The sequence below is a fragment of the Psychrobacter sp. CX90 genome, from assembly GCF_057396305.2.
The window spans coordinates 1,467,827-1,481,243 of sequence record NZ_CM182008.1 but is presented as its reverse complement, the minus strand read 5'-3'; the positions used below and the strand labels follow the sequence as shown (position 1 = coordinate 1,481,243).

The following is a 13,417-nucleotide window of genomic DNA, read 5'->3' as shown; positions in this document are numbered from 1 at the left end:
TGGAATAACTAATTAGTAGTGTGGTTTAATTTATGGGATTATTAGATATTATCATTGCTGTAATAGTACTAATTGGTTTATGGCGTGGATTTCAGGCTGGCTTAGTACGAACAGCGGTTGCCTTGGTGGGTTGGTTTGTCGCTTTAGTAGCAGGAACAAGATTTGCAGATAATGTTGGTCCACTGTTATCCGGATATATTGAGTCTCCAGTTTTACAAATGGCATTGGGTTTTTTAATTATTGTATTGATAGTCATGTTGTTTATGCAAATAATATCCGCATTGATTTCCAGTGTGATAAAGGGTTTTAAATTGGGGCTGGTTGATCAATTAGCGGGTGGCATTTTAGGGTCTTTTAAAAATCTTATTGCCATTTTAGTTTTACTCAGCGTATTAGCACCAATGTTAATCAACACGTCACTTTGGGAGTCCTCTATCATTGCACCGGAATTAATGCCATATTCACCCTTTGCTACTGATTTTGTCAAAACCGTGTTTGGAGAAGCTTGGCAACAAATTGATACACCTGAACAGTAAGTTTTCCTTTGCGATAGATCAATAGCTTTTTATTAATTGAGTACTTAATTTAAAAGGATAGTGTATGTGTGGAGTCGTTGGTGTTGCAGCTCACGAGCCAGTTAATCAGACTTTATATGATGCCTTGACGGTATTACAGCATCGAGGTCAAGATGCTGCCGGTATTGTTACGATGAAAGATGGGCGCTTTTTCTTACGTAAAGACAATGGCATGGTGCGTGATGTGTTTATGACACGTCATATGATGCGATTGGTTGGCGAATTTGGTGTGGGGCATGTAAGATACCCAACTGCTGGCACTTCAAGCAGTGCAGAAGCACAGCCATTTTATGTCAACTCTCCTTATGGTATCACGCTAGCGCATAACGGTAACTTAACCAATGCCGAAGAGCTTGCCAAAGAATTGTATCGAGATGATTTGCGACATCTCAACACCAATTCAGACTCTGAAGTACTGTTAAATGTATTAGCACATGAAATACAGGCACTGAATAAAACTCAGCCAACTCCAGACGATATTTTTGATGCGATTAGCTCAATGTATAAGCGTCTTGAAGGAGCATATGCTGTAGTAGCGCTGATTACAGGTCAAGGTTTAATAGCTTTTAGAGATCCTAACGGTATTCGTCCACTGGTATATGGGGAGCGGCTGGCTAAGGATGGTGGTACTGAGTATATGGTAGCATCTGAATCGGTTGCCCTTACTGGTTCTGGTTTTCAGGTCGTCCGCGATATTAAGCCCGGTGAAGCGATATTTATTGATCTTAAGAATCAGCTGCATACGCGCCAATGTATCGAGCCTAAGAAATACACACCTTGTATTTTTGAATATGTTTATTTTGCCCGTCCTGACTCCATTATCGATAATATTTCAGTGTATAAAGCCCGCCTACGTATGGGCGAAAAATTGGCTGAAAAAATTCGTAAAGAATGGGGCGAGGATCATGATATTGATGTGGTTATTCCCATACCTGATACGTCTCGTACTTCAGCGATGGAGCTTGCGCTTAATTTAAATGTTAAGTACCGAGAAGGCTTTATGAAAAATCGTTATATCGGACGTACTTTCATTATGCCCGGGCAGCAACAGCGCAAAAAATCAGTTCGTCAAAAGCTCAATGCTGTACCCCTTGAGTTTAAAAATAAAAATGTTTTATTGGTAGATGACTCTATTGTACGTGGTACAACGTGTCATGAAATTATTCAAATGGCGCGCGATGCAGGTGCTAATAAAGTATTTTTTGCTAGTGCAGCACCACCAGTAAAATTCCCAAATGTATATGGTATTGATATGCCTGTTCGTCATGAACTTATTGCTGCTGGGCACACTGTTGAAGAGGTACGTAAGATTATAGGTGCAGATCGCCTAATTTTCCAAGATTTAGATGACTTGATTGATGCGGTTCAAGACACCAAACACAGTACAGTCGAAGGATTTGATTGCGCTGTATTTGATGGTAACTATATCACAGGCAATATCACTGAAGAGTACTTAAACTATCTACAGGAACAACGTAATGACCAAGCAAAGGTAAAGACGGGTGGGGTTCAAATTATCTCAGATACCCCCGTCGATATGACAGGTATTCAAGAGGGTGAAGGCCAATAAATAGTGACATTAACTGTTCTAAATCTCTTATAAATTCAATAAACAGCTTTTAGCATTTTTTGTTAGAATGATTGGCGGAGTATGACTTTATCTATTGAGTTATATTCTGCTTTTTTATTCATGCTATGTGGTGTGATAGGTTGTTATTAATAAATGTCCAACTCCAAAATATGACTAAAGTAAGGTTAAGTTTAGGGCGTGTCGTCATTTACAGTGATTTACGTTTTTTTCATACAGCAATAAATACTTTGTTCGCTATTAAATATTTTTGCTATGGGTAAGTTTTAGGAGGATAACGTATGATTAGATATATGGTAACAGCGACTTTAGTTTTAGGTTTAAGTAGTGCCGCAATGACCGGTAATGCAGTAACCACTCAACAAACTAGCACCGTGCCAAGTAATATACCAAGTAAAACCACGCCTATATTTTATGGTACAAATGGAGAGTATCCATTTTCTACAGCAGTGCGTGCTGGCAATACATTGTACATGTCAGGTCAACTTGGCATTAAGGATGGAAAGCTGGTAGAAGGAGGTGTCAAAAAAGAGACCGAGCAAGCGTTGGATAATATTAATCATACTTTACTAACTTATGGTTATCAGAGTTCGGATTTGGTTAAATGTATGGTTATTTTAATTGATATGAATGATTTCGACGAATTTAATACAGCATATCAAGCCAAACTAAATAAACCCTATCCTGTTAGATCCGCTTTTGCAGCCAAAGAGCTGGCTTTCGGGGCTAAGGTGGAAATAGAATGCATGGCTGTAAAGTAATCAATTCTTGATTTAGACAGCTATATGTTGAGTAAAACAGGCGATGAACCTAGCAAGTGGATTGCCTTGTTTGTATATTTGATAACGTAATTGTTAAGAGGTTAATTTAAAAAATAATTTTAAAGACTATCAACTATAAAAACACTATAAATTAGCACTGTAATAATTCTGGTATAGAATTAAGTATATAGTATTGACCGATTGAACAAAGCAGTTAGTACACCCTTCTTATCACTAAATTTATCATAAAGTATTAAGTGTCAATCGTTGTTGCTAATATAAATATAAATGCTATTTAAACCTCTTTAATGTTCTTTATAGATAAGCTGCTGCTTATATCGCCATAGCACAACACCGGCAACAACGAATCTTGACAACAATAACCAGTAGACGCTAAACCAGATAACGGGCATTGCATAGCGAGCGCCGTAAATTTTGTACACCGCCCAAGTAAGCGGGAAGAATATAAGTGCCACTATAATAGCAACTTTGCGAATTTTAGATCCTGCGGTTAATCCAAACATAATCCCATCTAACCAATATGCACCCGCACCAATCAATGGCAGTAGAGCGGCGACGTAGCGATAATCTAGAGCCAATGTATTTACCGCTTGTAAATCTGTCATCAGTCCCAAAAACGACGGCAATACCAATAGCCAAATAAGGCTTAAAGTAACCGCTAACCAAAATATAGTTATTCCTGTATTTTTGACAGCGAGCTTGAAATACTTGCTCCCTTTGTAGGCTACTGCTTGTCCAGATAAACTTTCTGCAGCAACTGCAACACCATCTAAAGCGAACGCTGAGATACTTAATACTTGTAGTAAAATGGCATTGGTCGCCATGACCAAATCTCCCTGCTGTGCAGATAAGCGTGTAATCCATGCAAAGCTTAAAGTCAATAATAGAGTACGAATGAAAATGTCTTTATTGAGGGAAAATAAGTGACGCATTTTATCGAATGCAAATACAGTGGATAAGCGTTGCTGCAAAGAATTTAAACCACTAATAGATAATAATTGCTTATTAATATGGCCAGTCTCTTCTACGCTATTTGGCTGATCTTGCATAAGTTCTTGGGTAGATAATGACGTCGTTCTTTGCATAGTCTTTGACGTAGTATCACCGTTAAACCTAATGGCAGAAAATTGGTGCATTTGGTGGATATGATAACGGGCTAATAAAGTAGCTGTTAAGCAACCAAATGCATAGGCAATTACCGTCCCCAGTGCTACACCTTGAAGACCCATATCTAAAAAGTATACAAATGTCAGGGTTAACACAATATTAATAACTGAAACAAGTACTTGTACCATCATCATTTGTTTGGTTTTACCTTGACCTGCAAACCAGCCGATAAATGCATAGTTCATCATCTCAAAGGCGATGCCAAAATAGCGGACTTCAATATAGGTCTGTGCCGCTAGTCTACTACTGGGTTGGGCACCTAATAAATCAAGCCCAAAGTCTATAAGAATCGGTTTGAATAGCCATAAAATACTTGCAAGGATAATGGCTAATCCTATAGAGCGATAAAGTATATGTTCCAGCTCGGGGGAGAATTTACCGGTTGCTGATTGACGACCTACAGCTTGAGATGACAGACCCGATGATGCATATTGAAGAAAGTTGAAATTCACTAAAATTAATAGCCAGAGCTGTGAGGCTATGCCGAGTCCTGCAAGGCTATATGGTTGCGGAAAATGGCCAACGACAGCCACATCAATTGCCCCTTGTAGAGGCATGGCAAGATTGGCAATTAACACCGGTGTGGCTATTGACAGAATACGATAGTAGCTCAAATCTAATGTTGAGGCTGAGCGAGAGGATGATGGACTCATATGCAAAACTTTTTATTAAGTGCAAATTAAATACTGGTAAAATTTTAGCAAACGATACGTTTATATAGTGATTGAGGAGCTTCATCTAATAATAAAACCATAAAAAGCACCTTCAAGGTGCTTTTTATGGTTTTGGTTATTAAGTAGGTAAAATGTGATTATTCGTTATAAGCTTTCGGATCATTAAAACTGACCACTTCTTCTTCAAATTCTGGTTTTACTTTTACCACGAAGTCATCTCTAGATAATCCCATTGCCAATGGGATAGAGCTTGAGATGTAAGTTGAAGAGTAGGTACCTGCAATCAGGCCAATAAAGAAGGCAACCGAGAACCAATATAGCCCTGCGCCGCCTAAGAATAACATAGCTAAAACGACAACCAATACAGTAGACACGGTCATGATAGTCCTGCGTAGGGTTTCGGTTAATGACAAATCAATAATTTGCCTTGGGGGTGCACCACGCACCCGCCTAAAGTTCTCGCGAATACGGTCATAAACGACGATTGTATCGTTTAACGAATAACCAATTAGCGCTAAAATTGCTGCGAGTACAGTTAAGTCAAATGGAAACTGGAATATTGCAAAGATACCTAAAGTAACAATCGCATCATGAAACAGGGCAACTAAAGCACCAACCGCGAGCTTAAACTGAAAACGGACCCCAACATACAGCATCATCATGACCAGAGCCGTAATAATAGCTATCATCGAACTTAAATATACCTCGCCACCAACCTGACTACCTATGATGTTCACACTACTGATTGTGGCTTCATTATCAGTCAAGTCTAACGCAGTTTTAAGGCTTTCACTTAATCCATCAACATTATCAGACTGGGGGGGGAGGCGAACTAATAGCTGTTTATTGCTGCCAAGATACTGAACAACAGCATCTTCAAACCCAGCGGACTCTAAAGTTTCGGTAATTTGGGTTTGCTCGACAGGTTGTTCGTAGGCAACATCAGCTGAGACACCACCGGTAAAGTCCAGACCCAGATTTAAACCATTGATAAACAGAGCACCCAAACTTATTACAACCATAATGATTGAGAATAAAGCCATTGGTTTTTCAAGCTTCATAAACGGAATGATACGTTTATTACCCACCGCTTTGATGCCACCTTCAGATAAGGCTGCATCGTCCTCAAGATTGTCTATTGGCTCAGCGAGAGTAGTATCATCTTTACGGGCTAACTGAGTGCGAACAGTATTATTGCCTTTGCCATCACGACGAGGTTTACGTCTTCTACGAGGCCTACCCTCGTTACTGGTAGTCATTGAGTCAACAGGTGTCTCGTTTTCAGACGTAGTATCTGTTGTATTTCCATTTAATTTATTATTAGCCATTATTTTCTCCTAGCCAATGCTTAATGATTTAACAGATTTACGTTTGCCATAAACGAGGTGTATTAAGGCTCGGGTTACAATAATTGCGGTAAACAAAGAGCTTAGAATACCAATAGCTAGAGTAATCGCAAAACCTTTGATAGGGCCAGAACCTATTGAAAATAAGATGATCGCTACCAAAAGGGTCGTGATATTGCCATCAAAAATACTACTAAATGCCCGATCGAATCCAGAAACAATTGCCGATTTTGGTCGTGCGCCTTCAGCCAGATCTTCACGAATACGCTCAAATATCAATACGTTAGCATCTACAGCCATACCAATGGTTAATACAATACCTGCTATACCCGGTAAAGTCAGTGCTGAACCAAGGATGGATAGAACAGCCACCATGATGATCAAGTTGAAAGCTAAAGCGATATTCGCAATCACACCAAATAGGCGATAGAAAACTATCATGAATACGAATACTAGTAAGTAGCCTATTTGAGTTGAAAAGAGGCCGTCATCAATATTTTGTTGACCCAAAGATGGACCAATGGTTCTTTCTTCAACAAAATACATGGGAGCAGCAAGGGCACCTGAGCGAAGTAGTAGCGCTAATTCAGCGGCCTCAGCTGGGCTATCTAGACCAGTAATACGAAACGAAGAGCCTAAAACAGCCTGAATATTTGCTTGACTGATGATTTTAGTTTCCGAATAGGGCGTTCGTGTTTCAACGGTTTCTCCCGTTTCAGGATCTTTGGCGTAATCAATCTTCTGCTTGTTTTCAATAAATAACACAGCCATTTGTTTGCCAACTGCGTTTTTGGTGGCATTTTGCATTAATTTACCACCAGCATTATCTAAGGTAATGTTTACCTCAGGAGTACCAGATTCACTGTCGAGACCAGAAGTCGCCCCTTGCACTCTATCGCCCGTCAAAATGGGTTGACGGTTCAGCAGTGAAGGCGGACCATCAAGGCTCATATAGGGAAATGCTTCTGTGCCAGCAGGAGGTATGCCACCTGCATAATTAGCATTGTCATCTGCTACCAAACGAAACTCTAGGTTAGCAGTACGTCCAAGCACACGTTTAGCCTCAGCGGTATCTTGAACCCCAGGTAGCTCGACGACAATACGATTGCTACCTTGCGACTGAACCAGTGCTTCACTGACACCTAGCTCGCTAATACGGTTGCGCAGAGTGGTTAAGTTTTGACCTACCGCATAGTCATTAATCTCATCTAAAGTCGCTTCGTTATAGCTTAGATTAAGTCCCGGCCCTTGGTCGTCCATAATCGCTTGAATATCGAATTGAGGCCCCTGTGTACTTTGCAAAATTCGTTGCGATTTGTCTCTATTGCTAGTATCACTAAAGTGAAGGATTAAGCCTTGATCTGCAGCGCTGACACCTTTCACAGGGACTCGTTCACTGCGTAGAGCACGGCGGACATCACTACTGGCGCTTTTTAAACGCTGTTCGATGGCTTTATCCATGTCAACTTCAAGTACAAAACGGACGCCGCCTCTTAAATCTAATCCAAGCTTGAGTGGCTTAGCGCCAATACTACGTAGCCATTCTGGCGTAGTTTGAGCTAAGTTGAGTGCTACCACATAATCATTGCCCAGCTGTTGGCGCAATACCCCCTGCGCCTTAAGTTGGTCTTCTGTGTTATTTAGACGTAGTAGGGCACTATTATCTTGAAAAGTAGGATTATGATTTGCAATTCCAGACTCATCCAAGAGTTGCTGAGATTTTTGTAGCAAAGCTTCGTCAAGCTGTGTGCCTGCAGATGCACTGGTAACCTGAACAGCTGGTTCATCTGGATAAAGGTTTGGCAGCGCATACAGGCCTGAAATGAAAAGGACGAATATAATTAAAAAATATTTCCAAGCAGGGTAATGCATAGTCGCTTCTTCACTTAAAGGAAGGTAAGGTGTAGAGTTTAAATACTATCCAATTATTTGACTGTAATATGTCAATAAAACTAACTAAATAACATGGTAAATACTTTACAGGCAATACGACAGAATAGTCTGGATATAAAATAAAACAGTATGGGACAAAAAGCCTAGGTTATATTAAATAATATATTAAACGCTTAAGGCTATTTATTTAAAGTTTGCAATCAACAGCTATTTTAAGCCATCAATAGTTCCTTTGGGTAATACTGAAATTACGGAAGCGCGTTGTACCATAACGTTTGTTTTATCATTTAAAGCCACAACAGCATAATCGCCATCGATAGATTGAATTTGACCCATTAAGCCGCCTGCAAAAATGACTTCACTACCAACAGTCAATGAATTAACCATGTTGCGATGCTCTTTGGCTCGTTTAGACTGAGGTCTAATAACTAAAAAATAAAAAATTGCAAAAATGACCAATGGAAATAACCACTGTAACATCATTGACGGTGCTGCTCCGGTTTCAGGGGCTGCGTGTGCTGCTTGAATAAATAAGCTCATAATAATTCCTTAAATTAAAAAAGTTAATTGCTATAAAAATCTATTGATGCGATAAAACCACTATCACTTAATCTGACTAAGTTACTATAAATACTAAATCACTATAAACACTAAGTTACTATGCTATAAAGACAATAAGTTACTTGAAGTCTATTCTGATAGCCTATACAGGGTACTTCACTGATATATGGGGGCAGATAATATAAAATAACCCGCATGGTATCAAAAAAAAGCCTGCTTGATAACTATTACTTACATTGTAGAGTGGTTTTTCACAAGTAGAACCATTTTTAAAGATTTAAACTAATGCTCTAAATTGCAATCTCATTAAACAGCGAGCTCTATATTCGTCTCATACCCTTAATTTTTATAACGCACGTACACGCCTATATTGGTTATATTCTGATCAAGCTTGTAATGTACTTTTCCAAATTATCGACTTACAGGAGGGGTAAACCAGCTCAGTATTTTTAAATAATTTTAACTCACTGACAACGGCTTAATAATGTCTGTCATGTACTGTTGCTAATAGCGCGTGGCATACTTATCTAAAATAAGGCTAAAATAAGCGATATTGTTTGCCATAGAGAGTGTGTGTAAGTATTTATGTACAGTCTTATATTGTGTCTAAAATTAGGAAGTAGTGACTCATTATATAAAATGAGTACTAGCAGTAATTACTAATAAAAAGTTATAATTGGCATTAATATAATAATTTTTAAACTTGATATAATCTTTTGTATACCAGAGGCAACTATGCGTTTTATTTTAATTATCTTACTATTTTTAATATTTGGTTATTCTTTGGGCTTAGTGTTGGTAAACGGCAGCGAAGTTGCGGTTAACTTACTATTTACTCAATCTCCAGCTATGAATTTGGGATTACTACTGATTCTTTGTATCTTCCTTGGTGTGCTGATTGGCATGCTACTTGCTTTACTGTTATTCAAAGTATTACAAAACAAATGGGAGATTGGCCGTTTGAATAAAGAGAACAAACGGTTACAAGAACAGCTTAAGCAAGCAAATATTACCATTGATCGTCAAGCCAATGTACAATCATTAGAGCAAGTTGCAGGTAATACGACTCCTACGGATAATTCCATTCGTTCGAATGAGTCAACGGTCATCCGATAATAGAGGGTTAATCAGCTTAGTACAATACTACAAATAGTGTTGTACTTTGTGATTTATCAAAATAACCTAATAGTATTAAAACGACCTGATTGAGGTCGTTTTTTTTAATCATTTTTGTCGTTTAATGTAGCTTTTAATTTGTGGATCTCAGAATATCTTTAGGGTAAAACACATAAAGCAAATGTAAAACAAAGTTAAATATAAAGTTAGCTTTAAAATTGATTAATTTAGTGCTTTTTATGTGCATCCTAGTTATTCTTTAGAAGATAGTTATTAAAAGTTAGATAGTTATTAAAAGTTAGATAGTTATTAAAAGTTAGATAGTTATTAAAAGTTAGATAGTTATTAAAAGTTAGATAGTTATTAAAAGTATAGCTCGACTTATTCATGCTGGGAGATACCGTGACGCAATCAAATCAATTGACAAGTTTACAAGGTAATGAGACTAAGACTCTATACTCGCCTATTATAGTAGCGATAGATAAAACATCATTAATTGAGGCTTTGCAAGTTGCCGAATTATTGGATCCTAAAAAATGTAGCGTTAAGGTAGGGAAAGAGCTGTTTACGCGATGCGGGCCAACAGTAGTGCATGAGCTTCATAAGATGGGGTTTAAGGTATTCTTAGACCTTAAGTTTCATGACATACCTAATACAACAGCTCAAGCAGTTCTTGCGGCTGCTGATTTGGGGGTATGGATGGTTAATGTACATGCTTCTAGTGGTTTAAAGGCCATGCAAGAGTCTAAAAAGCGTTTGATAAATGCAGGTCATGATACTTTATTAATCGGAGTCACGGTATTAACCTCTAGTTCACAGCAGGATCTTGAGCAAATAGGCATCCATCGAACAGTTGATGAACAAGTTCGTCGGTTGGCTTTATTGACAAAAGAATCTGGACTTGATGGCGTGGTGTGTTCTGCACAAGAATCGGCAATGTTAAAAAGTATTTGCGGCAGTGCTTTTAAACTAATAACGCCCGGAATTCGCACTATAGAAGACTCCGCAGATGATCAAAAACGTATTTGTACGCCTCAACAAGCCATGCAAAATGGTTCAGACTATTTAGTAATAGGCCGTTCAATTACTCAGGCGGCCAACCCGTCTGACAAGCTGTCGTCAATTTTAGAGGGTATAAGTCAATTAAACATTAAAAGTGTCTCTGAGCGTCAACTATAAAAATCAGTTGCAATTGGCTGTTGATGAATCAAATAGACATAACCTATAAATTAAATTTTAAAAAAAGAAAGTCTTATGAAGTTACAAGTACTAAGCGACCTTCACATAGATAGTTACTCTAGACGAGATATGCCAAAGGGCCGCATTCCTAAAACTGATGCAGATATCATTTTAGTAGCTGGGGATACTGCAAATAGTGATTCAGGGATGGGTTGGCTACAAGATCAGGCTAAACTTAATGACAAGCCTATTATAACGATAGCAGGCAATCACGAATACTTTTCTGAGGATGTCTTTTCATTTGATAGTCAGTTATTAAATTGGGATAACTATGATGACCATTCACATAAAGGTTTGAAAGTACTGCAATGTACCAGTTATGATATTGATAATATTCGTATATTGGGTTGTACACTATGGACAGATTATCAGTATCAAGCCTCTGAGGAGACATTCGATTCAGTCATGTCTTTTATGCGTGATTATAAACAGATTTATGCAGGTGATGGGTTATTTTCGCCCGCCATATCGGTTCAAATACACGCTGAGCACAGAGCTTGGCTCAAACAGGCACTTATAAAGTCAAAGTCTGATAATAAAAAAGTAGTGGTAATGACTCATCATAGTGTTAGTCCCAAATCGGTATCAGAAAAGTATGCAGGATTCCCTAGCAATGCTGCCTTTGTTACTGATTTATCAAGCTGGATGCAGGAGCCTTGGGCGCCAGCACTCTGGGTGCACGGACATACTCATGAAGCATTTGATTATCGTATTGGATACACTAGAGTCGTCGCAAATCCACGGGCTTATCCAGGAGAAGTTAGCTCAACTGAATTGAAATTCGACTGGTCAAAAGTAGTGGAAATTTAAATAGCGGAGTTTAGATCTGCTAATTTTAATGCGTGACTATCAAAGTGACACTATAAAGATGTCACTCTACAATCTTAGGTGTGAACTTTAAATGCAAAATCTACACACAAAGTCTAATGTTAGATACTTTTATGGGTAAAAACGGTAAAATAAATATACATGCTCAACTAATATAGAGGCTCAACTAGTAAAGATTGATAATGATAAATAATCCTACACTACCAGCCCCAGCTCATTTGCCAGAAAGCATGATTAGCTCAGTTAAGCAGCTACCTTTCCAAAATGAGCGCTTGATTTTATTTACCAGACACTCTTTACGAGAGCGTTCTAATGGTGAAGGGTTTGCTAGTGCAAATTTACCGCTGACATCAAAAGGGAGGGTTCTGGCAAAATCTTGGGGTCGATGGTTAGACGAACATTTATCCTATTCAATGGATGCGCATAGTATCGCTAGCCCGATTGGTCGCTGTGTGGATACTGCTAAGCTAATGCAGGAAGGTGCTGGGGTTCAGAAGCCTATCATCCATCAGTCACTATTGGTTGAGCCAGGTAGTTTAGTAGTAGATGCTAAGGTAGCAGGCGCTAGATTTAAAGAGATTGGTGCGCTTAACTTTATAAATGCATTTTTGCAAAATTCTTTAGAAAGCACTAAGCCAGCCAATAAGGGTGCGCTTGATTTATTGTATTTACTGTATGAAAATCAACCCGAGCCTGGGCATTTATCATTGGCTGTGAGCCATGATACGCTTTTGTCCGCATTTTTAGGGGTAATGATGCAAAGTAATGCCATTACTTGGGAAGATTGGCCGAAAATGATGGAAGGTATATTCATATGGTTTGATGAAAAACCTTTCCACGAATCCACAGCTAATTTGATTTGGCGGGGTAAAAGTTTTTCGGTGTCTGCACAGAGTTTATTTACCGTTTAGGCTGCTGGCCGATAAGTTTTATAAATTATTTAGTAAAACTTAAACATGTTATGTTTATCTGTAAAATTATATAAATGCGTATCCTTAAAGCCTAGCCTCACTACTTCACCATATTTTCACGCTTTTGTATTTAATACTATATGCTTTTATAGCCACGGGCTATCTTAAATGGTTTGTTTTTTCCTACTCATGACACACATCGTAAAAAAGCCCCTAAACCTTGGTAAGGTGTAGGGGCTTTAAACTAAGTCTAGTAGCTTTTAGACTAAGTCGTTTTAATAAAATAACATTTAATTTTTAGAGTATTAAGTTACGCTTTAATCGCTTTAATCGCAGCATTATAACGGCTCTTATGACGAGCTGCCTTATTCTTATGAATAACACCCTTATCAGCCATACGGTCAATAACTGGTACAGCCTTGTTGTAAGCTTCAGTCGCAGCTTCAAAATCTTTAGCAACAATAGCAGCATCTACTTTTTTAAGATAAGTGCGAATCATTGAACGTTGTGATGCTTTATGTTGACGACGTACGTTATTTTGACGAACGCGTTTACGAGCTTGTGCAGTGTTAGCCACGGATGTCTCCTTGATAAAGTTAAATTACTAAATTGGGCTCAGTAAAATTATACTGAAAAATATAAAGTCAATAGTGTATGTGACCTGACCTATAGATGAAAATTATAAGTAAAAATAAAATAAAGCTTATAACTCATCACTTTTAAATATAGACGGTATA

General features: G+C 38.3%; 12 protein-coding genes. 7 read left to right on the top strand and 5 right to left on the bottom strand.

All coding sequences use genetic code 11. The features are described from left to right. Positions 1–32: 32 nt before the first annotated feature. The 3 genes from AC2SLN_RS05815 to AC2SLN_RS05805 all read left to right on the top strand — a co-directional run bounded on the left by AC2SLN_RS05815 (position 33) and on the right by AC2SLN_RS05805 (position 2,924). A complete protein-coding gene (locus tag AC2SLN_RS05815; RefSeq protein WP_486549977.1) occupies positions 33–536 on the top strand; it encodes a CvpA family protein in 504 nt (167 codons plus the stop codon). 64 nt (positions 537–600) lie between these two features. Further along, positions 601–2,145, top strand: a complete 1,545-nt coding sequence (purF, locus tag AC2SLN_RS05810; protein ID WP_486549975.1) for an amidophosphoribosyltransferase — start codon at positions 601–603, stop codon at positions 2,143–2,145. A 299-nt stretch (positions 2,146–2,444) separates the two neighbouring features. After that, positions 2,445–2,924, top strand: a complete 480-nt coding sequence (locus tag AC2SLN_RS05805; protein WP_486549974.1) for a RidA family protein — start codon at positions 2,445–2,447, stop codon at positions 2,922–2,924. Positions 2,925–3,229: 305 nt separating this feature from the next. On the opposite strand, the gene AC2SLN_RS05800 is transcribed toward AC2SLN_RS05805, so the two are convergent. The 4 genes from AC2SLN_RS05800 to yajC form a co-directional block, all read right to left on the bottom strand. Continuing rightward, positions 3,230–4,765 carry an MATE family efflux transporter gene (locus AC2SLN_RS05800; protein WP_486549973.1) on the bottom strand — a complete coding sequence of 512 codons (1,536 nt, stop codon included), beginning with the start codon at positions 4,763–4,765 and terminating at the stop codon, positions 3,230–3,232. 158 nt (positions 4,766–4,923) lie between these two features. Beyond that, positions 4,924–6,045, bottom strand: a complete 1,122-nt coding sequence (gene secF, locus AC2SLN_RS05795) for a protein translocase subunit SecF (RefSeq protein WP_486550098.1) — start codon at positions 6,043–6,045, stop codon at positions 4,924–4,926. Between the two features lie 78 nt (positions 6,046–6,123). Further along, the gene (gene secD, locus AC2SLN_RS05790) at positions 6,124–8,004 is read right to left on the bottom strand and encodes a protein translocase subunit SecD (RefSeq protein WP_486549971.1); all 1,881 of its coding nucleotides are present in this window, start codon (positions 8,002–8,004) and stop codon (positions 6,124–6,126) included. Between the two features lie 228 nt (positions 8,005–8,232). Continuing rightward, the gene (gene yajC, locus AC2SLN_RS05785) at positions 8,233–8,565 is read right to left on the bottom strand and encodes a preprotein translocase subunit YajC (protein ID WP_486531128.1); all 333 of its coding nucleotides are present in this window, start codon (positions 8,563–8,565) and stop codon (positions 8,233–8,235) included. 756 nt (positions 8,566–9,321) lie between these two features. Here yajC and AC2SLN_RS05780 point away from each other — a divergent pair. The 4 genes from AC2SLN_RS05780 (at position 9,322) to AC2SLN_RS05765 (ending at position 12,680) form a co-directional block, all read left to right on the top strand. Beyond that, a complete protein-coding gene (locus AC2SLN_RS05780) occupies positions 9,322–9,702 on the top strand; it encodes a LapA family protein (RefSeq protein ID WP_486549970.1) in 381 nt (126 codons plus the stop codon). 402 nt (positions 9,703–10,104) lie between these two features. Then, on the top strand, positions 10,105–10,881 hold the full coding sequence (pyrF, locus tag AC2SLN_RS05775; protein ID WP_486549969.1) for an orotidine-5'-phosphate decarboxylase: 777 nt from the start codon (positions 10,105–10,107) through the stop codon (positions 10,879–10,881). A gap of 75 nt (positions 10,882–10,956) precedes the next feature. Continuing rightward, complete coding sequence (locus tag AC2SLN_RS05770) at positions 10,957–11,751, top strand: metallophosphoesterase (RefSeq protein WP_486549967.1); 795 nt, start codon at positions 10,957–10,959, stop codon at positions 11,749–11,751. A gap of 200 nt (positions 11,752–11,951) precedes the next feature. Then, positions 11,952–12,680, top strand: coding sequence for a histidine phosphatase family protein (locus AC2SLN_RS05765; RefSeq protein ID WP_486531132.1), 729 nt, complete (start codon positions 11,952–11,954; stop codon positions 12,678–12,680). Positions 12,681–12,990: 310 nt separating this feature from the next. On the opposite strand, the gene rpsT is transcribed toward AC2SLN_RS05765, so the two are convergent. Continuing rightward, entirely contained in the window at positions 12,991–13,257 is a 267-nt protein-coding gene (rpsT, locus tag AC2SLN_RS05760; RefSeq protein WP_486531133.1) for a 30S ribosomal protein S20, read from the bottom strand. Between the last annotated feature and the right edge of the window lie 160 nt (positions 13,258–13,417).